At 48.0% G+C, this 20,176-nt stretch carries 18 protein-coding genes; 14 read left to right on the forward strand and 4 right to left on the reverse strand.

The features are described from left to right. Positions 1–62 precede the first annotated feature (62 nt). The 9 genes from NST99_RS09895 (at position 63) to NST99_RS09935 (ending at position 12,998) form a co-directional block, all read left to right on the forward strand. Positions 63–1,514, forward strand: coding sequence for a bifunctional metallophosphatase/5'-nucleotidase (locus NST99_RS09895; RefSeq protein WP_341091371.1), 1,452 nt, complete (start codon positions 63–65; stop codon positions 1,512–1,514). A 77-nt stretch (positions 1,515–1,591) separates the two neighbouring features. Next, positions 1,592–2,419, forward strand: a complete 828-nt coding sequence (locus NST99_RS09900) for an undecaprenyl-diphosphate phosphatase (protein WP_038588572.1) — start codon at positions 1,592–1,594, stop codon at positions 2,417–2,419. Between the two features lie 149 nt (positions 2,420–2,568). After that, positions 2,569–3,672 (forward strand): HD-GYP domain-containing protein, encoded by a 1,104-nt coding sequence (locus tag NST99_RS09905; protein WP_341091372.1) that lies wholly within the window; start codon positions 2,569–2,571, stop codon positions 3,670–3,672. A 296-nt stretch (positions 3,673–3,968) separates the two neighbouring features. Beyond that, a complete protein-coding gene (gene yfkAB, locus NST99_RS09910) occupies positions 3,969–5,105 on the forward strand; it encodes a radical SAM/CxCxxxxC motif protein YfkAB (RefSeq protein WP_341091373.1) in 1,137 nt (378 codons plus the stop codon). 21 nt (positions 5,106–5,126) lie between these two features. Then, the gene (locus NST99_RS09915) at positions 5,127–6,485 is read left to right on the forward strand and encodes a hemolysin family protein (RefSeq protein ID WP_438496475.1); all 1,359 of its coding nucleotides are present in this window, start codon (positions 5,127–5,129) and stop codon (positions 6,483–6,485) included. A gap of 337 nt (positions 6,486–6,822) precedes the next feature. After that, positions 6,823–6,960 carry a spore coat associated protein CotJA gene (locus NST99_RS09920; RefSeq protein ID WP_341097607.1) on the forward strand — a complete coding sequence of 46 codons (138 nt, stop codon included), beginning with the start codon at positions 6,823–6,825 and terminating at the stop codon, positions 6,958–6,960. A gap of 4 nt (positions 6,961–6,964) precedes the next feature. Further along, on the forward strand, positions 6,965–7,231 hold the full coding sequence (locus NST99_RS09925; protein WP_038588588.1) for a spore coat protein CotJB: 267 nt from the start codon (positions 6,965–6,967) through the stop codon (positions 7,229–7,231). A gap of 62 nt (positions 7,232–7,293) precedes the next feature. Next, positions 7,294–7,863 carry a manganese catalase family protein gene (locus NST99_RS09930; protein ID WP_341091374.1) on the forward strand — a complete coding sequence of 190 codons (570 nt, stop codon included), beginning with the start codon at positions 7,294–7,296 and terminating at the stop codon, positions 7,861–7,863. A gap of 599 nt (positions 7,864–8,462) precedes the next feature. Next, a complete protein-coding gene (locus NST99_RS09935) occupies positions 8,463–12,998 on the forward strand; it encodes an S-layer homology domain-containing protein (RefSeq protein ID WP_341091376.1) in 4,536 nt (1,511 codons plus the stop codon). 330 nt (positions 12,999–13,328) lie between these two features. Here NST99_RS09935 and NST99_RS33670 read toward each other — a convergent pair whose 3' ends face one another. Further along, positions 13,329–13,493 carry an SgcJ/EcaC family oxidoreductase gene (locus tag NST99_RS33670; RefSeq protein WP_445745022.1) on the reverse strand — a complete coding sequence of 55 codons (165 nt, stop codon included), beginning with the start codon at positions 13,491–13,493 and terminating at the stop codon, positions 13,329–13,331. Between the two features lie 13 nt (positions 13,494–13,506). Next, positions 13,507–14,301 (reverse strand): SDR family oxidoreductase, encoded by a 795-nt coding sequence (locus NST99_RS09940; protein ID WP_341091377.1) that lies wholly within the window; start codon positions 14,299–14,301, stop codon positions 13,507–13,509. A gap of 176 nt (positions 14,302–14,477) precedes the next feature. Between NST99_RS09940 and NST99_RS09945 the strand changes: the two genes are divergently transcribed. Together NST99_RS09945 and NST99_RS09950 are read left to right on the forward strand one after the other, a co-directional pair. After that, positions 14,478–14,792: a LysR family transcriptional regulator gene (locus NST99_RS09945; protein WP_341091378.1), complete on the forward strand. Its 315-nt coding sequence runs from the start codon at positions 14,478–14,480 to the stop codon at positions 14,790–14,792. Further along, on the forward strand, positions 14,792–15,361 hold the full coding sequence (locus tag NST99_RS09950) for a LysR substrate-binding domain-containing protein (RefSeq protein ID WP_341097608.1): 570 nt from the start codon (positions 14,792–14,794) through the stop codon (positions 15,359–15,361). The genes NST99_RS09945 and NST99_RS09950 overlap by 1 nt, the downstream gene beginning before the upstream one ends. Positions 15,362–15,510: 149 nt before the next feature. Here the strand turns inward: NST99_RS09950 and NST99_RS09955 are convergent, their stop codons facing one another. Next, the gene (locus tag NST99_RS09955) at positions 15,511–15,798 is read right to left on the reverse strand and encodes a hypothetical protein (RefSeq protein WP_341091379.1); all 288 of its coding nucleotides are present in this window, start codon (positions 15,796–15,798) and stop codon (positions 15,511–15,513) included. A gap of 98 nt (positions 15,799–15,896) precedes the next feature. After that, on the reverse strand, positions 15,897–16,988 hold the full coding sequence (locus NST99_RS09960; RefSeq protein ID WP_341091381.1) for a GerAB/ArcD/ProY family transporter: 1,092 nt from the start codon (positions 16,986–16,988) through the stop codon (positions 15,897–15,899). Positions 16,989–17,167: 179 nt separating this feature from the next. Here NST99_RS09960 and NST99_RS09965 point away from each other — a divergent pair, with 179 nt between their 5' ends. Genes NST99_RS09965 through NST99_RS09975 form a run of 3 tightly spaced genes read left to right on the forward strand, consistent with a single transcriptional unit; the run spans position 17,168 to position 20,134 of the window. Continuing rightward, positions 17,168–18,697, forward strand: coding sequence for a spore germination protein (locus NST99_RS09965; RefSeq protein ID WP_341091382.1), 1,530 nt, complete (start codon positions 17,168–17,170; stop codon positions 18,695–18,697). After that, positions 18,678–19,898: a Ger(x)C family spore germination protein gene (locus tag NST99_RS09970; protein WP_341091383.1), complete on the forward strand. Its 1,221-nt coding sequence runs from the start codon at positions 18,678–18,680 to the stop codon at positions 19,896–19,898. The genes NST99_RS09965 and NST99_RS09970 overlap by 20 nt, the downstream gene beginning before the upstream one ends. A 5-nt stretch (positions 19,899–19,903) precedes the next feature. Then, entirely contained in the window at positions 19,904–20,134 is a 231-nt protein-coding gene (locus tag NST99_RS09975) for a hypothetical protein (protein WP_341091384.1), read from the forward strand. Positions 20,135–20,176 lie beyond the last annotated feature (42 nt).

Below are 20,176 nucleotides of genomic sequence, written 5' to 3' on the forward strand. Positions count from 1 at the left end.
ATAAGATGAGACACCTGCCGCTACATTCAGAACGGCTAAACAGGTGGGAGGGATAGAAGCTGATGGAATCCGCGCCGCAAAGATTGACCATATTTCATACGAATGATATACATAGCCACTTCGAAATGATGAGTCCGATTGCTGCGCAGATAGAACTTCTAAAGGCTGAGGCAGGCGAAGATCCCGTGTTGCTCGTGGATATCGGGGATCATATGGACCGGGCAGCTGTGGAAACCGAAGGGACTATGGGCCAGGCGAACATTGATATTCTTAACTTGACCGGATACGACGCTGTCACCATCGGTAACAACGAAGGACTGACCTTCTCGCAGGGAGATGCGCAAGAGACATTGTCTGCGGTATTTACCGGCCTACAGTGCCCGGTGGTGTGCTGTAATTTCCTGGATTCGTCGACAGGAGAACCTCCTCACTGGATCAAACGCCATACGATTGTGGAAAAGGAAGGCATCAGAATCGGGATTACGGGAGCTACGGCAGCTTTCACTTCCTTCTATTCCTTGATGGGCTGGGATGTCATGGACCCTGAGGAGGCGCTGCGTGAGGAGTGCCGTCTTCTGGCCCCGCAGGTCGACCTTGTCATTATTCTCTCTCACCTTGGCCTGCCTGCAGACCGGGCGCTGGCGGAGAAGCTGGAAGGTGTGCATGCGATCCTCGGCGGACACACGCATCATATGCTGGAAACGCCGCTCCTCATTAACGGGACCGCCGTATGCGGTGCGGGGAAATTCGGCCGCTATGTAGGAAGGCTTGTGTTTGAACGGACAGCTCCTGGAGATTCGTTCAAGTTCTTGAACGGCGGATGCATTGCTGTTGATCCCAATCTTAGCGAGGGTGTTATTGCTCCTGCCGTAAAGATGAATTTGCAGCGTGGTCTTGAAGTGCTTGATGAAACGGTGGCGATCAGTGACCGCGGGCTGCCGCTGGATCTGCAGGGCGAATCACCCTTTGGCAATCTGCTGGCGCAGGCGGTGCGGCGTTTCACAGGCAGTCCGATCTCATTAGTCAACACCGGACAGCTGCTCGGGCCGCTTCCGAAGGGGAATATCACTGCAGGGATGCTTCATGCGCTCTGTCCCTCACCGATTAATCCTTGTACTCTCAAGATTGCCGGCAAAGACATCCGCACGGCGCTTGAACAAAGCCTGTCAGACGAGTTCTGTAATAAGGCAATCTTTGGCTATGGTTTCCGGGGGAACGTGCTGGGAAGCCTGGCTGTGGATGGATTAAAAATCTTGTACGATCCGGCGGTCATGCCTTATGATAACGATATTGCCGTTTTTGTCGATGGAGAACCGCTGGAGGAAAGCCGGGAATATGAAGTAGGGACTTTGGACATGTTCACTTTTCGGAGCGGATATGAGAGTATCGCTAACGGGCGTGATACAGTGTATCTGCTGCCACATTTTCTGCGCGATCTGTTGCGGATGGAGCTGCAGCGTCCGGGAAGTCTTGAGGAATGTATGCTCGTCCGCTGGGAGAGCAGAGCGACTTAATGTGGCACCACCTACATATGTAAATCTAGAGCAACAAGCTGCAACAAGTTTCATATGTTCAAGAACAGGAGGCTAAGATGGATACTATTACAGCAATTATTCTGGCTATTGTAGAGGGGATTACGGAGTTTATTCCGGTTTCATCGACAGGCCACATGATTCTTACCACGAAACTATTAGGCTATAACGAGCAAGAGCCGATAATGAAGACATACGAAATTGTCATTCAGCTCGGTGCGATTCTGGCCATTGCGCTAGTCTACCGCCAGCGGGTTCTGAATTTGCTGGGGATCGGACGCAGCCGTCAAGGCAGAGGCGGTGTGATGCCTGCTTCACGTCTCAATCTGGTGCATATCATTCTCGGAATTGCTCCGGCGCTGGCCGTGGCATTTTTTGCCCGTGACTTTATCAAGGGGCTTTTCGGGGCTACGACGGTGTTATGGGCCCTGGTCGCCGGCGGGATTCTAATGATCGTTGCAGAATGGGTGAACAAACGCAAGATCCGTGTAACTGCGCATGAGCTTGATGATCTATCTTACGGGCAGGCGCTGGCTATCGGCATGTATCAGATTATTTCCGTACTCTGGCCCGGCTTCTCCCGCTCCGGATCTACAATCTCAGGCGGTATGCTGAGCGGTGTCAGCTATAAGGCTTCGGCGGATTTTTCCTTCCTCATCGCCATTCCGATTATGTGTGCGGCTTCGGGTTATGAGCTGCTGGATTCGTACAAGTATTTTACAAGTGATACTATCTGGGATTTTGCCATTGGATTCGTAATTTCATTTATAGTCGCTTATGTGGTCGTAATTCTGTTCATGAAGCTGATTCAAAAGATCAGACCGACGCACTTTGCGATCTACCGGTTTATCCTCGCAGCTGTTTTCTGGCTGTTTATTATGCGTTAATCTCCAAAAACTTGGTACCGGCAAGGATGTAACCGTTCATCACAAATTTCTTGCCGGATCGCTCAAGGCAACGGTATAGACACAGCGTGTTGACCCTAGGATTTTGAAACAGAATAGTAATTTACCGTTAAAGGCAGGAGTGAGCCAAGGTGCGTTTAGTATCCGTGAATCGGCTTCAGGCGGGAATGAAGCTGGGTAAAAAAATTTATAATGATGATGGACTTGTTCTGTTAGCGGACGGAATAGAACTTACGGATGCCTTAATTAAGCGGCTGGCTAGGATCGACATCGGCTATATCTATATAGAGGATGCCATCACGGAAGATATCGTAATTACTGGAATGCTGCATGATGAGACGCGCAATCAGGCGCTGAAGGTCATTAGGAGCCAGTTTCAGGATATGTCCGGTGCTTCCGGCATAACTAAAGGGTTCTATCATCTCGACAAAAAATTCTCCAAGATGATGGACTCCATTCTGGAAGACATGTCATCACTGGAGGACCCGATGATTATGCTGGCGGATATGCATACAGCTGACAACTATCTGTATGTCCATTCGCTTAATGTCTGTCTGTATACGCTGGTGCTTGGAATTGCCCATGGCTACAGCAAAGAGGAGCTGCGGGTAATTGGGCTGGGCTCGCTGCTGCATGACATTGGCAAAACGCAGATTCCGGTCAAAATCATCCAGAAGCCGGGGATGCTCAGCGACGAGGAATTCCGCCATATGCAGGCTCACACTGAAATCGGATACCGCATTCTCAAGGATGAGCCGAATATCCCGCTGCTCGCGGCGCATTGTGCCCTGCAGCATCATGAACGTATTGACGGCTCCGGTTACCCCCGCGGGCTGACCGGTCCGCAAATTCATGAATACGCCAAGTGGCTGGGGATAGCCGATTCCTATGATGCCATGACCTCGAACCGGATCTATAAAAAAGCGATGCTGCCGCATCAGGCAGTAGAGGCGCTGTATGTCGGATCAGGGACATTGTATGAGCAAAACCAGCTGGAGCTGTTCAGAGACCGTGTAGCGATCTACCCGCTTGGGCTCACAGTGAAGCTGAGCACCGGTGAGAGCGGCGTCGTGGTTAAAATTGATCCCAGTATCCCTCACAGGCCGGTTGTGCGGGTATTTGCCGGCCCCGAAGGTGAGGCGGTTATTCCCTTTGAACGGGATCTTGGCAGAGCACTTTCCGTTGTGATCATCGGCGTGTCAGATGAGGATCAATCAATGGTGAAGGTGACCTAACGGATGTTGGCGGCAGGGAGCTGTCTTTTCGGCTTCCTGCCGTTTCGCAGCGAGGAAGAAAGCTGGGTACGCAGCGGTGCGGCCTGCTTTCTTCCCCGCTATTTTTTATACTCTTCCTAAAGAAAGGTTCCCCGGGCCGCAACAAAAGGATCCGGCAATTACACCGCTTGGAGCGGCATAATTGCCGGAAAGTGCAGTTTTTTTGCTGCTCGTGGTATGATATAGGTTAAGTCAACGTTCTTTTTGATTTATTTTGGGTTAATAATAAGGAATACGCACTAAAGGAGCAATAAGAAATGAGTATATTAGAACCATCCTCCACAACTGTCCGTGAACTGTCGCCGAGCTACGATCCATGGGATCCGATTACTTCACTGCGCAAGCATGGACGGCATGTATTGACCAGTGTGGAGATGACGGTTACCAATCTATGCAACATGCGCTGTGAACATTGTGCGGTTGGCGACAGCCTGACGATGAAAGAAGGAGAAATGCTGCCGCTGAAGAATATGCTGGACCGCCTGGAGCAGGTAGAACATCTGCAAACGATCAGTATTACCGGCGGGGAGCCGATGTTCCGCGCATCGACGGTAGAGAATATCATCGTACCGCTGCTGAAATATGCCCGTGAGCGGGGCATACGTTCGCAGATCAACTCCAATCTGACTATGCCCTACGCCCGTTACGAGCAGCTGCTGCCGTATCTTGACGTGATGCATATCTCATTCAATTATGTGAACGGAGACGACTTCCATGAGGTAGGCTTCGCCAACAGCGGCCATCCGGTGTCACGTGAAGCGGCGTATCGTTTATATGACACGATGCTTGAGAATTCACGGCGGCTCAGTGAAGACGGTATGCTGATCTCAGCAGAATCTATGATTAACTACCGTACACACACCAAGCTGCCTCAAATTCATAAGCTGATTGGCGATATGGGCGCAAGACGGCATGAGGTGCATCCGATGTACGCTTCCAGCTTTGCCTCTTCGCTCCCTGTGCTGTCTCTGAAGGAGATGGGTAATGCCATTCATTCCCTGCTGGATCACCGCGATCCGGAGATGTGGATGCTGTTTGGCACTCTGCCGTTTTTTGCCTGCAGCTTCCTGGAGCAGGATCAAAAGCTGCTGCGCAGATTGCGTACCGAGAAGAATGTGACGCTGCGCAATGATCCGGACGGAAGAAACCGTGTGAATGTAAATTTATTTACAGGTGATGTGTTTGTCACGGATTTTGCCGATATTTCCGCCTTTGGCAACATCAGCACCAGCAAGCTGGATGACATTTTCGCCGAGTGGCAGACTAAGCATCCGCTTAATCAGAAAGTGAATTGCCACTGTGATGAAGCCGGCTGCTGCGGGCCTAACCTTTTGGTGGCTGATATGTATTATCCAGAGGTAGATTTTAAATCAAGGAAAGCGATCACTCTGTAGAAACGAGGCGTTGTTATAGTGGTGCATACGGAATTTGACATAGGAAGATTGCTGCTTAATCTTTTGCTGGTTCTGGTGCTTGTATTGTTGAATGGTATATTTGTAGCGGCGGAGTTCTCGCTGGTAAAGGTGAGACAGTCCCGGCTGACCCAGCTCGTTAGTGAAGGCAACAAGATGGCTGGATACGCGCTGAAGGTCAACAAAAAGCTCGATTCCTACCTGTCAGCGACCCAGTTCGGCATTACCCTCGCCTCTTTGGGTCTCGGCTGGGTTGGTGAGCCGGCCATTTCAGAGCTGCTGGTCGAACCGCTAATGTTTCAGCTCGGCGTTACCGATCATACACTGATTTCCACTGTGTCTGTCATTGTCGGGTTTTCCATTATTACATTTTTACATATTGTGCTGGGTGAGCTTGCTCCAAAGTCCCTGGCGATCCAAAAAACTGAAGGCTCCGCGCTGCTGCTCTCTGCACCGCTAATGTTCTTCTATAACCTGTTTCTGCCCTTTATCTGGGTGCTGAATGCATCCGCCAATGCTCTTCTTAGACTGGTGGGGGTTGAACCGGCCAGTGAAGCCGAGGCGGCTCACTCGGAAGAGGAAATCCGGATTCTGATGAATCAGAGCGCCAAGAGCGGTGTCATTGATAAAGACGAGATGAAGCTGATGGATAACATTTTTGAATTCTCCGATTTGCTTGCCCGTGAAGTCATGCTTCCGCGTACCGATATGGATGTGCTCTATAGCAATCTTACACTGGAAGAGAATATGCGGATCATTACGGAGACGAAACATTCGCGTTATCCGGTTGCCAACGAGGATAAGGACCGGATTATCGGCTTCATCCACATTACCGATCTGTTATTCGCACCTTTAGAGCAGCAGAATGATCTGGCTTCGCTGGTCCGCCCGATTCTGAACGTACCGGAGTCGATGGAGATCAGCCATGCACTGCGCCTGATGCAGAAGAACAAAGCCCAGCTTACATTGGTTGTCGATGAATACGGGGGTACAGCCGGACTTCTGACTGCTGAGGAGATTCTTGAAGAAATTGTCGGTGATCTGCATGATGAATTCGAGGACGAACGTCCGAGCGTCGAGCGCAATGGAGATTATATCTCAGTTGAGGGCCGGATGCTGATTGAGGATGTCAACGATCTTACGGGTGTGATTATTGAGGATGATGAGGTCGATTCCATCGGCGGCTGGCTGTTCAAAGAGCTGGAGGGCAATCCGTCCAAGGGTAAGCGGGTTGTTGTGGACGATGTCACCTTTGAAGTAGAAGAATCCACCCGATTGCGGATTACAAGAATCAATATCCACCGGGAAAAGCTACTTGTCAGTGAAGAGGACGATACCGGGACAGATGAAGAAAAGGAATAAGCTTTGATGATTTTGCCGGTTCATTGCAGCATGACATTTTAATAACCGTATCTTTGCATGGAGAAATCTTTCTCTTTGCAAAGGTGCGGTTTTTTTGCGTGGGCGTTCTGATTCCACCCCAGCCAGTCATAAATTAGTTACGAAGAGATGTGCGTTCAGAAGAAAAGTAAATCAAGTGAATGCTTTCTAAGCGTGGTTTGTACGAAGCTGAATCAAGGAAGTATTTGCTAACAAAACTTTGAGGAGGGTGTATCTATTGAACTCCCAGGAACGTGTATGGACACCGTATAGGGGACCATTTGACCCTTGTCCGCCGGTGCCGTTCAAAACGTATGTTGTGCCGCCTAACCAATTTATTGCCTTTCAGCCCCCGGGATTGCCGCAGTTTCCGTTACCTGAAGCACTAAGGGCGGGTACACTTTGGCCCGCGTTGTTCAGCCCGTATGAATCCAAAGCCGGCAAAGGAGGAATTTAGGACGATGGAAGCAAATCCTTGCGAGCCCCGTTACTATGAAATGCTGGAGCAGCTGCAGGTTCTGGATTTTGCCCTGGTGGAGCTTAACCTGTATCTGGATACCCATCCGGAGGACTTAAGAGCGATTGAACAGTTCAATCAGCTGACCCAGGAGCGCACCCGGCTGGCCAATCAATTTCAGGAGCTGTACGGCCCGCTGCAGAACTTTGGCCGCGCCTACTCCAAATGTCCGTGGGAATGGAGCCAGAGTCCTTGGCCTTGGCAGGTATAGCGGTACGCTGATCCCGGCGAAGCGGCTAGGCGAATAAAACTATAAGGAGGGTTCATTCCCGAATGTGGATATATGAAAAAAAACTGCAGTACCCGGTACGTGTCGGCAAATGCGATGTGCGGATGGCGCGGTATTTGATGGAGCAATATGGAGGGGCGGACGGGGAGCTGGCGGCAGCACTTCGTTATATGAATCAGAGATATGCGATTCCCGATAAGGTTATCGGCGTACTCACGGACATTTCAACGGAGGAGTTTGCTCATCTGGAGATGATTGCCACCATGATCTACAAGCTGACCAAGGATGCATCTGTGCAGGAGCTGGAGGCTGCGGGTCTTGGTCCTAACTACGCGCAGCGTGATCATGCGCTGTTCTATCAGAACTCCGCGGGTGTTCCGTTCACCGCGGCCTATATCCAAGCCAAAGGCGATCCGCTGGCTGACCTCTATGAAGACATTGCCGCTGAGGAGAAAGCCCGGGCTACATACCAATGGCTAATTGACATGACCGATGACGTCGACCTGCAGGACAGTCTGAAGTTCCTGCGCGAGCGGGAGATTGTGCATGCGCTAAGATTTAAGGAATCGGTGCAGATATTGATTGATGAGCGGGAGAAGAAGCGGGTGTTTTAGTAAGATGTATACATGAGGTAATTATTCAGAATGATAGAGAAGAGCCCAGAGAAGTATCTGCGGCTCTTTTTCTTCTGGTAACAGTTCAATGCAGTTTCGATCAGAGCCTTAAACCGTTCATAACGTAGGAGCGGACAGTAGCTACAAGTAGATCGGTTCGATCTTGTTCTCCGCTTATAAACCAGTAATGCGCAGCGCTATAGATCGCGGAACCTGTCATAGCCGAAATGAACCTGGTATGATGGTTGGCTGCCATACGCTGATGTTAAGCTTGGAAAGCAGGCTGTCAGCAAAAAAGCAGAAATAATATTATTGGATGAGGATTTTCATAGAAAACTATCTTCGACAATGACATCAGCGCCAAGGAGAAAGCACGGGCGGGACCGGTTCATGCCCAATTGAAGGGTTTAACTATGCAACAAGCCGGTATTAGGGTATTCAAAAAGAGTTTTGATAACCTCAATAATTTTTCTTGCTTACATTGCGATGATCTCACGAACATGTTTCAGCGTTATGCTGTAATAACTTATCCTTTAAAATTTTATTTAAAAAAAGGATTAGAAGTTAACAAGAACAGACAACAAGGAGCGTGAAAGTTAGTGAGGTATCATCATCCATTTGTAAGGAGAGTATTGAGCGGCGTATTGGCAATGGCGGTTCTGCTCCCGCTCATCCCGCCCTCCCTTTCATTGTCATCGACCGTCTATGGGGATTCAGCGGAGCCTAGCGGTATCGTCATGGCAGAAGATTTCGAAAAGGTTAGCTTAGCTGACTTAACCTTTGACAGTGCGCGCATTTATAGCGGCAGTATGGCACTTGAAACGAATCCGAAATACGTTCGTAACGGGGTAAAGTCCTTGCGGATTGATTATGATTTCATTGGCGTAACAGATAATCCATCCCAAGTTGCGGTAGGGCCTGCAACGCAGTTGGCGTTAACAAACAGAGTTCCCAAAAAAATCGGGATGTGGGTATACGCCAATAACGAAGGACATGGTCTAACCTCTAAGTTCTACGTTTCAGCCACTGGAAAATCTAAAACGTATGAGATTAGAAGTGAAGAGATAGGTATAGACTGGAGCGGCTGGAAGTATGTAGAGGCTGAAATAGGGGCTGATTTGACGCTGCCGGGCACCCTGGCGTTCTACTTCCAGATGAAAGAAAGACAAATGAGCAAAAAGAATAAAGGCTCGATTTGGATTGATGACGTAAGGCTCATATATGATGAACCGGTTGGTGAAGATATGGATGTCCCCGTATTAAGTCCAACTACACCCACTCCCAATCAAATCTTGAACGCCCCCGTCTCCGATATTATCCTGTCAGCGGATGATACTAAGTCGGGTATCGATCCAGACTCGATCCGGTTAACTGTGGATGGCCAGTCTGTTGCACCGTCGGCCTATGCATATGATCTGAATAATAAGGTGATAACCTATCACCCGGATGTACCGCTGGGCGGCGGCTATCATCAAGTGCTGGCAGAGGTTAAAGATCTGGCCGGCAATCCGGCAGCAGCAGACTATTCTTTTAATATTGAGCATGGCGCCATGTTTACATTAGAAGCTCCAACGGAAGCTGTCAGCAACGAGACCTACCGGTTGAAGCTCAAGGCAAAGGATGTAGGCGAAGCCAAGCGCGTGCATGCTAAGATCAAGTTCGATCCGGAGACACTGCAAGCGAATGCTATTAACGCACGTTCCGATTTAAGCAATGTGCAGACTACCATCGATAATGCAGGCGGTTATGTTGAATTTAGTGCAGAGGCACTGCAAGGGGACCATGCAGATGCTCTGGCAATCATCGATTTCGACGTGAGTAGATCCGCTAAGATGGAACGTGGCGAGAAGTATAAGCATATTGCCATGTTGGGTGGCGGTTTTGGGTATGGAGGCGGCACTTCGGTGAATTCCTTTGCCTCACCGGTTAATTATACGATCGGGTTTCCGTACACTGTGAAAGTTAAGGGATCAGGCCTGCAAACACAGAATATAATCACCGTTACAACTCACGCAGGAGATCCGGTAGAAGGAGCGGAGATCGATTTTACCGATGTAAGCGGCCCTCAGACTTATGTGACCGTAACAGCTGAGGGTTCCACTATATATACGAGCGCTGATAGTTCGTCCGCAGTGTTGCTGGCCGCAGAGAAAAACGGGCAATTTTTCGCCGCAACAGGAAATACATCCGGATTCGTAAAAGTGTATCTGCCGGATGGAACCAAGACCGGTTACATACCATCCGCTGATGTACAGCAGAAGGATCTTACCGAAGGGTTGGGCTTGACGGATGCCAAGGGGGAGATCCATACGTCACTAGCTAACCTTGCAATTGGCACCTGGAAAGTGCAAGCGGTCAAGGATGGCGGTACCAGCGAGAGTATCAGCATGACCGTTGTTTCTCAGTTTGGTGGAGACAATCCCAAATATGTACAAACCTTTGTTACTGAAGATATGCGTACGATGATGAGTGTAGGGTGGCAGACGGCACCTAGAGTTCAAGAAACATCTATCCAATATGTGAAAGATAGCGATTTGGTTAATAGTGACTTGACTAATGCACCAGAAAAAGCGATAGAGCAGCTTGCGCTTTCTGATGTGGAGGTCATTCATGAAGTCGCAGGTGGGCCTCTGGGCGAAATTAAGTTCCATAAATCATTGGTTACTGGCCTCGAGTCAGGTACGGATTATCATTACAGAGTCGGCTATGAAGGACATTGGAGCACATGGTACGATTACAAGACATTGGAGGCAGTACCGGATCATCCCGTTTCTTTTGTATTTGTAACCGATTCGCATACTAAAGGTGATAATGGGCTTGCAATTTATCAACAATTGATCAGCAATGCTTTAACTCATTATCCGGACACCCAGTTCATTATGCATGGCGGCGATATGGTTGACGATGGGTCGGTCTTGAATGAGTGGAACCAGTTCTGGGAAGCTTCATCGATCTACGCATCCTCTATTCCTTCTAGTTACACAATGGGGAATCATGATGTTAAAAGGGAAGGCAAAGATATTTTTGCCAAGGGATTAGATCTTCCAAATAATGGGCCTGATATCCAGAAGGAGTATGCCTATTCGTTCGATTCAGGTGAGGTGCATTTCATTGTGCTGAACTCCGAAGCAGACGAAGTAACCATGGACAAGCAAGCAGCATGGCTTCGTGAGGATATTCAGAAAAGCAATAAAAAATGGAAGATTGTTATGTTCCATAAACCTGCTTATCATACCGAAGATGGACGCGGCAATATGATCGAATATACACAAACATATTTTGCCCCTATTTTGGAAGAATTGAAAGTAGACTTGGTGCTGGAAGGCCACGACCACGTGTACGCGCGCACCTATCCAATGAGCGAAGGGAAGCCATTGTTTAACGGAGAGCAGGGGACTGTCTATTTGGACGGAGGCGCATCTGGCTGGAAGTTCTACGATGGAACAAAATATGAGTATCTGAATTTCATGTTTGACGATGATGTTCCGGTATACTCTGCAATTCAAGTTAGCCATGATAAAATTATAATTCAAGCCCGTACTACGGAAAGCGAAGAATTGATCGACAACTACACGATTGAGAAGAAGGATGAGCTAAAGGTGACTTCCGTAGCAGTATCACCGGCCCAACTGACGTTAAATGTCGGTGACGAGCGCGGGACTGTACTTACCGCTACCTATAGCGATAACTCCGTTGCCGATGTCACGAATCAAGCAACATGGATTTCTTCGAATGAGAGTGTAGCTACGGTAGATGCCAAAGGCATCATTCACGCTGTTGGAATTGGCGGGGCTACAATCCAGGCGGGTTACGGCAACATGTCGCCAGTCAATATTTCTGTAACCGTTCAGGCCGAAGGTACGGTTCCTGTTCTGCTTAAGCTGACAGCCGATCCAGGCACTCACACATTGCAAGCGGGTCAGACTGCTGCTTCTGTTATCACGGCAGTATATGACAATGCAGTGAATACAGTTGTAACGGATCAGGTCATTTGGACGACTTCGGACCCTGCCATTGCCACGGTATCGGGTGAGGGTGTTATTACGGGCGTTGCAGCGGGTGAAGGGGTAACGATCACGGCTTCGTTCGGCGGCAAATCAATTGCGATTCCAATTGTGGTTACTGAGGTTCCAATTCTGACCTTAGTTGATCTGGCTGTAACCCCTGCTTCGCTCTCTTTGAAAGCAGGTCAAACGCAAGCCTTGTCGGTGACGGCGAAGTATTCGGATCTTTCTACTGCCCTTAAGACCTTGGATGCGAATTATGTATCGAGTGCGACTTCTGTGGCTACTGTGAGTGAAACAGGGGTAGTGACAGCAGCTGGCACAGGAACGGCCTCAATCGTAGTATCTTTTGGGGGAATCAAGAAGGAGATTTCGGTTTCGGTAGCGGCGGCCACAGGCAACAACAATGGAGGCACGACACCGGCAGCAACACCGACACCAACATCAACATCAATGCCGACAGTAACACCGATACAGACACCGACGCCGACACCAGCTGTAACTGCCGAGCCTGCGAAGCCAACCGGAGCGAAACCTGTGTTCAACGATAGAGTAAACATTGATAAGGTTAAAGCTATCGTGGCGAAAGAGCGAACAGCTTCTGTTGTTAAATTCCCGGACGTACCTGCAGCTCTGTGGAGTGCAGCGTTCGTTGAACGCGCGGTCCTGATGGGGATTGTAACTGGCTATGCGGATGGTTCATACCGTCCTGACGCCAAAGTAACACGCGCTGAGTTTGCTGCAATGCTTGTAGAAGCCTTTGGTGTGACAGCTTCGGGGGGGACCGGGTTCTCCGATACGCAAGGGCATTGGGCTTCGGAAGCGATTGTTGCGCTTCAAGCTAATGGAGTGATTATGGGCTACGCCGATGGTTCGTTCCATCCCAAGCAGGAGATAACCCGTGCGGAGATTGTGACTATGCTGGCTCGTCTTACGAACTATGTTACTAGCACATCGACGCAATTTTCCGACGTCTCTACGAACTGGGCAGCAGAGCAAATCAATGCCTTTGCTAATGCAGGTATCATATCGGGTAAAGGCAACGGAGCGTTCAAACCGAACGAAGCTGCTTCCCGCGCCGAATCAGTAGTGATGATCATCCGTCTCTTGGATAAGGTCCTTGCACCATAAGAAGCAGTTCAATTTCTCATAGCATATGGGGCGAAAATGGTTATTGTGGATTAAAACGACTAAGGCTTATGTAAACAAGCTGAACAAAACGAGCAGCCCAAGCCGGGCTGCTCGTTTTGTTGGTTGTATCAGGGCGATCCGCTGGCCGGCCTCTATGAAGACATCGCCAATCTTAGAGAATGGATAAGCTCACAATTTTATCATCTACAATGCTGAAGTGATATTCCAGCAATAACGGATCGGGTAAACCTGTTTTGTCATAAGTTCCATCCAACTTGCATGTTACAACAACCTCATCCTTATTTTCTTTTACTGCTTTTGGCTCTAACGTTACGTTTGCTCCAAAAATTGATCACTCCATTTTTTAATCGCTTTTTGGCCAATCCGTTTTTTTCCTTCATCCAACACAACGGCATCTTCTGAAAATAAATTTACAAATGATTCCAGATCGAGCTTATTTGATGCATCAATAAATGTACTGATCGCAGCAGGGATTTAGTTTGAACAATTAAACTGTCGGAATGGTACCGCCATCAATGACATATTCGCTTCCTGTAATAGATGCTGCACGGTCAGAAACCAAAAATGCAACCAGCTCAGCGACTTCTTCAGGTAATCCCGGCCGGCCAATTGGAATACCTCCGAGCGAATCCATAAGGTGCTGGAGCGCACTTTCTCTGCTTCCTGTTGTAGTTTGCATCCGATTAATTAACGCATCTGCTGCCTCAGTTTGAATAAAACCAGGAGACAATGAATTAATCCGAATGCCACGGGGAGAAAATTCATTAGAAAGTCCCTTGCTGTAATTAGCGAGAGCAGCTTTAGCTGCTGCATAAGCTAATGTAGTTTCATAAAGGGGCAACCTTCTTTGGATTGAGGTGAAATGAAGAATAACACCTGATTTATTTCCCAGCATTAATGGAATAAGGCCGCGATCAAGCCGGACTGCAGCCAGAAGATTCCAATTTAAGGCCTGCAGCCAATCGTCATCGCTAAGAACAAGAGCGCCACCTGGCGGAGTAGTTGATCCGCCTACACAATGGACAATAATATCGATACCGCCAAGCTGTTCTTTCACTGCTGTAATCACTTGCTCTACCCCTTCAGGTGACACAAGATCAGCTTGAACGAATTTAACCGAATGTGCCATGTCAGCAGAAACGGAACGGGCCGTTGTCAGGACTGTTGCTCCGCTGCTTGCAAGTCTATTCACAACAGCTTGTCCCATTCCTTTTGTTCCGCCCGTTACAAGCACTTTCTTGCCTTTAAATTCTGTGGCCGAGTACTCAAATGATCTACTCATATCTTTACCTCCTTATTATGAATAACTGAATTTGTGTGTTCAGCGCTCTGTCCCTTAAACCTTTATGTAATGTTCAAGAGGAGCTGGATATAATATTACACTTGACTCTTTTATAACGTCCAATTTATTATATTCATAAAACTTATGAATAATATTAATATAAAGAAGGTCATGTTATGGAGCTTACACAATTAGAGTACTTTATGACTGTTGCACGGTTAGAACACATGACGATGGCTTCAAAGGCACTCGGCATTACCCAGCCAGCGCTAAGTCATGCGATTGCCAAACTTGAGAACGAAATCGGCGCTCCCTTGTTTGAGCGCAATGGGCGAAATGTGAAGCTGAACCGTAATGGCGCAATGTTCTCTAGATGGGTCGGCAAAGCATTGCAAAATATTGAAAACGGCGTAAAAGAAATCGAGAATGGTCTAATCCGGATACGGGGGTTATTACTTTATCCTATCTCAATATTCTTGGCGTTGACTTAATTCCCCATTTAGTCCGAAGTTACCAATTAGACTATCCCAAAGTCCGCTTTGAATTGACACAAGGAAATCTTGGAGATATAGATGATCATTTGGAACAAGGCCACTCGGATCTTATGATTACCTCGAAGGAATCTACTTTAGACAATCATAAATGGGTGGTTATGCAAAATATACCATTGTTTATTGTTGTATCCTCCCAGCATCATTTAGCGAATCGTCCGGCTTTGAGTTTGGCAGAGCTGTCGGGCGAACCATTCATTGGTTTGAAGAATAACTGCGGATTAAAAGCGACGATTATGTCACGTTTCCAACATACTGGTTTTGTCCTTGATTCGGCGTATGAAGCCGAGGACTTAATCACAGTAGCCGGATTTATTAAGTCAAATCTCGGTGTATCTGTCCTGCCTAAGACTATGGGCTTGATGTTGGATGAACTTGTGTGGATTCCGATTACTGATGAGGGCTGGTATTGGGAAATAGGCTTAAAGTGGAGAGAGGATCGTCATATTTCTCCAACTGCCAAGCGGTTTATTGCATACATTGAAAATGAGCAGCAACGACTTGATTGATGCCACGGTTAAGGCCGTTTCTTATTGAGTGGTAATGGCCCGCTGGCTGATTTGTACGAGGACTATCAAAAAGAATCAAACAGCGCCTTATTCGGGTTGTTTGATTCTTTTTGATATTTGTCTTGATGGGTTGTACAGATATTCAGCTCTTATACGTTATAGCCGAAGCCCAGGATCGTGAAGCATTTGTCCTCATCACCAGCGGACATTCTTATTTCTATCACATGCTCCAAGTTAAGCTCATTCTGGTACAGGATAACCGGGTTGCAATGTGTCCAGTTGTTCTCATGCGGATCAGCAGTGATAACCAGTTTGCCATCGACGAGAATGTCCGCTTTTCCAAATTCGGGACTGCCTGAATTCTTGTATACCAGAATAAGGTTTTTGCTTGTTATCGTCAGCTTGAAGCTGTCCTGTCCCGAAGCAGCCTCATGCATCCAGTTATGCGGAAATTCTGGGGTCCCGTAAGGGTTCGTACGCTGCCCTATACCTGCCTTGGGCCGGAGGAGAGCTACAGTACGGGACGGGCGTAAGTTCAGATGCGTTTTTTGATGTGATAGACAATGAGCAGCATTAGCGGGAATACGATGGAATAAGTGAAGTCCCAGTCTACCCAGTAGGCGGGGACTTCTTTGACGTAGAAAATAATATCTTTTGCAATCAGATGGGTCAGCCCGTAAAGCAAAAATGCCACCGGAAAAATTAGGGGACGGTATGATTTCAGCTTCAGCAGCTGGGCGGTCCCTAAGACAAAGGCGTAGAAGTAAAGCGCTGTTTTGAAATAGGTGCTAATAATCCATGTGGTAGCCATTAATGCCTCAAGCCGCTGCAGAAAATTGCCGATGTTGATCCTTTGGGCAAGAATATAGGCTGCATAGAAGTTGTGCTCGGAGAAATAAGCGCCCAACACCGTCAGGGAAAGAAACAAAATAAGGTTCAGTCCAACCCCTCCGATGACCAGGGCGATGAATATATCCCGGCTTGTATTGCTTTGTTTTTTGGCATAGGGATACACCATTAAAAATACGCATAATTCCCCAAACGGATAAAATACCCCGAAAAAGACCGTGTGCAGCAAGTCAGGAAACGGTGTATTCATAATCGGATAGATCTGCTCTATACGCATATCGGGAATCAGCAGAGCGAGCAGACCGATCAGAAAAACCGTAAAGAAAGGGAGGAAAATCTGGGCCGCCCGTCCCAGGGTTTCCAGACCCAGTCTTAAGCCATACACCAGCAGAAAAATGGCCATGAAACGGATAACTCCCCCGGGGGTCGCCTCGTAAACCTGTGTGCACATAAAATCTTCAATTTCCCTGACATAGGTAGAGGCAGCAATGAGAAAAAAGATTAAATAACTCAGAGCTACCGCTCCACCCACCCATTTTCCTAAAATTTGTTGTGAAAGCTCGATAATTGTTTTATTAGGATCAATATTGGCTGTAGTTATCATCAGCTTTAGGGTTGCGAGACCCAAGGGAATACTAATGAGGCCGGCGATCCACGCATCTTCGTGAGCTCCTGCTGTCATTATCGAAGGATATACAAGCGCCATGTCCCCAATAAGAGTGAAAAGCCCGAGTACTATCATTTGAGCTGTACTGATCTGGTCCTTTTCAAGTCTCATGTGATTCCTCCGTATCTGCTGCAAGCCCTCTTAAGCGTTTCAATATTATTTTCCTTAGCATGCAATATCCTTCCATAATTATGCATCCTAAACATAATAGAGGTGGAAACGGACGGGATAATTATCAAATTCCGCATCATACTAAGGACAGTTTGTTCACGATAAACGGAGGTTACTTTATGGAAGATATCCTTAGGAGCCCATTGTCACACCGGCTAGAGGATAATCAGAAGCAGCTATCCCAATTGCTCGGGAAAAGCACCGATCTGATAATCAAAGAATTACAGCTGGATCCATGTACGCAAATTGCAGTGATCTATATAGATGGTCTTGTAGACACGCAGGTGCTGCATAACTCTATTCTTTTTTCCCTTCAGGAAGGCTGTGCCCCGGAGCTGCTGCGGGATCTTGATGCCGGACAGAAGTTTGAGCTTCTGCAGAAACGTATCCTAATCGCAGGAGATCTATCTGTTACTGATGATTTAAGTCAATTTGCGTATCAGCTGATGTCGGGCAATGTGATGGTGCTGGTGGACGGAATATCTAGTGCCCTGCGGATCGGGCTTCCCGGGTGGGATGACCGGAATGTAAGTGAACCCAGCTCGCAATCGGTTGTGAGGGGGCCGATGGAGGCGTTCACAGAGAATATGAGAACGAACACGTCATTGATCCGAAGAAAAATAAAAGACAGTCACCTGTGGCTCGAAACCTTCCAGATCGGCAAGGTGACGCAGACCAGCGTGTCCATTATGTATCTCACTAATCTCGCAAGCCCTGACTTGGTGCTGGAGGTAAAGCGCCGACTGGACCAAATAGATACAGACAGCATTCTGGAGAGCGGATATATCGAGGAATTTATTCAGGATAAGACTGCCACGCCTTTCCCGACGATCTATAACACTGACCGGCCGGATACCATCGCGGCGGGAATTCTGGAAGGGAAAGTGGCGATTCTTGTGGACGGAACGCCGTTTGTCCTGCTGGTGCCTTGCTTTTTTGTCTCCTTTTTCCAATCTGCCGAAGATTATTATCAGCGGTCCGATATTGGCACCTTGCTGCGGTTTGTTCGCTTTCTTTCTTTTTTTATTACGATGCTTGCCCCCTCTTTTTACGTGGCGGTTACTACGTATCATCAGGAGATGATCCCTACCAGTCTGGTCATAAGCCTTGCCGCACAACGGGAGAGCGTCCCGGTTCCGGCATTCGTAGAGGCGCTGCTTATGGAATTGACGTATGAGATTCTCCGGGAAGCGGGCGTGAGAATACCGAAAAATATAGGGCAGGCCATCTCTATCGTCGGTACGCTGGTCATTGGCCAGGCGGCCGTTGCGGCGGGTTTTATCTCATCGGCGATGGTTATTATTGTATCCATTACGGCCATTTCCAGCTTTGTCATACCGGAGTCGGGCATGGCTATTGCTGCAAGAATGATTCGTTTTGTATTTATCGTGCTGGCTGGTTTTATAGGATTGTACGGGATATTGTTTGGCGTGTTTTTGATTGTGCTGCATTTGGCAAGCCTTCGTTCATTCGGCATGCCTTATATGAGTCCGATCGGACCATACGAATCGAAAGATCTGAAGGATTCGATCTTCCGATTTCCTTGGCCGCTTTTAAAGACAAGGCCGGCTAACATGAAAGTACAGAATCTAAATCGTCAAGACACTTCCAAAGGGAAGGAACCGATTTATGAGCCCAATAAAAAGTAAAGTCCTTCGGCTGCTGCTTGCCCTTCTCATTCCCCTGCTGCTTAGCGGTTGCTGGGAAAGAAAGGAATTAAATGAAATAGCCTTTATTCTGGGAATGGGACTGGATAAGGCAGAATCCGGCTACAGGGTCACGATGCAGGTGGTTATTCCTTCTTCGATTTCTTCACAGACAGCTGGAGGAACAAGCGGCGGCGGGGTACCAGTGGTTGTATCCAGCTTCACAGTGCCCACGATCTATGAATCGGACCGGCAATATACTCTCATCAGTTCGAGAACCGCCTACAAAGGGCATATCCGCGTACTGGTGATCGGAGAAGAGCTAGCCCGGGCAGGTATCGCTGAGATACTTGATGTACTGAAGCGGAGCCGGGAGCCGCGAAATGATTATTACGTCATGGTCGCGAAAGGGACCACAGCGGAAGAAGCGCTGAAGGTTCTCACCCCGCTTGATAAAATACCGGCGAATAAATTGTTTAGTTCCCTGGACAAATCCTACAAGATATCAGCCAAAACAACTGCTGTCTCCCTTAACAAGTTCGTTGATGATCTGCTCTATGTAGGAATTAACCCGGTGTTGACCGGAGTGGAGGTGGTTGGCAATGCCAGCGAAGGCGACAAGATGAGCAATCTGGAACAGAGCGTACCTAAAGCCAGTTTGAAATACCGTAGCTTAGCTGTATTTAAGAAAGACAGGATGGTCGGGTGGTTAAGTGATGAAGAGACAAGCGGCTACAATTACATCACCGATAACGTTGTCAAAACCTCAGGTAATTTAATAGGGGACGACGGCCGGCCTATTGTTATTGAAGCGATACGGACAACCACTAAACGGAAAATGAAGATGGTCGGCGGCGAACCGCATATTTATATTCATGTAAAGGCGGAGTGCAATGTGCAAGAAGTCCATAGCAAGGATAACATGGAGGCAGAGAGTGTGATTAGACAACTGGAAAGGAAATCGGAAGAGCGGATAATTCTGCGGATGGAAACTGCCGTCAAGCAAATTAACGAGCGCTACAATGTGGATATCATGGGCTTTGGGCAGATGATCTACCGTGCCAATCCTAAAGCTTGGGCCAGGCTGCAGCAGACAAAGGGGGATAATTACCTGAAATCGCTGCCTGTCCATTACAAAGCCACCATGACGATTAACCGGATCGGTATTACAGACAAATCTTTTATTGACGATGTCAAGGAGTGAGCGAAATGTTGCTGCTGTTATTTCTGGCTATTGCGGCTGTCTGTATAGCTGTCGATGTGCCTTTGCTAAAGCAGGGAAGCAAGACCCGGGATTTGCTGGTCTGGGGCATGCTCTGGATCATGGGCATTGGTGCGACCGTCTGCTTCTTGTACAGAATCAAAGTACCAAGCCCGCTCCTTCTGGTCATGCTGATCTATAGGCCCGTTAACAGCCTGTTTGAATCATGGTTTTATTAGGTTGTCGGAATTGTTAAAACCTTTAGTATGCGCTTGATTAAT

Source organism: Paenibacillus sp. FSL L8-0470, assembly GCF_038008625.1.
Lineage (GTDB): Bacteria > Bacillota > Bacilli > Paenibacillales > Paenibacillaceae > Paenibacillus_AQ.

Excerpts from the sequence above, each read along its gene's own strand:
- NST99_RS09895 (WP_341091371.1), top strand. The coding sequence starts at position 63 with ATGGAATCCGCGCCGCAAAGATTGACCATATTTCATACGAATGATATA.
- NST99_RS09900 (WP_038588572.1), top strand. The coding sequence starts at position 1,592 with ATGGATACTATTACAGCAATTATTCTGGCTATTGTAGAGGGGATTACG.
- yfkAB (WP_341091373.1), top strand. The coding sequence starts at position 3,969 with ATGAGTATATTAGAACCATCCTCCACAACTGTCCGTGAACTGTCGCCG.
- NST99_RS09925 (WP_038588588.1), top strand. The coding sequence starts at position 6,965 with ATGGAAGCAAATCCTTGCGAGCCCCGTTACTATGAAATGCTGGAGCAG.
- NST99_RS09930 (WP_341091374.1), top strand. The coding sequence starts at position 7,294 with ATGTGGATATATGAAAAAAAACTGCAGTACCCGGTACGTGTCGGCAAA.
- NST99_RS09940 (WP_341091377.1), bottom strand. The coding sequence starts at position 14,301 with ATGAGTAGATCATTTGAGTACTCGGCCACAGAATTTAAAGGCAAGAAA.
- NST99_RS09945 (WP_341091378.1), top strand. The coding sequence starts at position 14,478 with ATGGAGCTTACACAATTAGAGTACTTTATGACTGTTGCACGGTTAGAA.
- NST99_RS09955 (WP_341091379.1), bottom strand. The coding sequence starts at position 15,798 with ATGCATGAGGCTGCTTCGGGACAGGACAGCTTCAAGCTGACGATAACA.
- NST99_RS09960 (WP_341091381.1), bottom strand. The coding sequence starts at position 16,988 with ATGAGACTTGAAAAGGACCAGATCAGTACAGCTCAAATGATAGTACTC.
- NST99_RS09965 (WP_341091382.1), top strand. The coding sequence starts at position 17,168 with ATGGAAGATATCCTTAGGAGCCCATTGTCACACCGGCTAGAGGATAAT.
- NST99_RS09970 (WP_341091383.1), top strand. The coding sequence starts at position 18,678 with ATGAGCCCAATAAAAAGTAAAGTCCTTCGGCTGCTGCTTGCCCTTCTC.
- NST99_RS09975 (WP_341091384.1), top strand. The coding sequence starts at position 19,904 with ATGTTGCTGCTGTTATTTCTGGCTATTGCGGCTGTCTGTATAGCTGTC.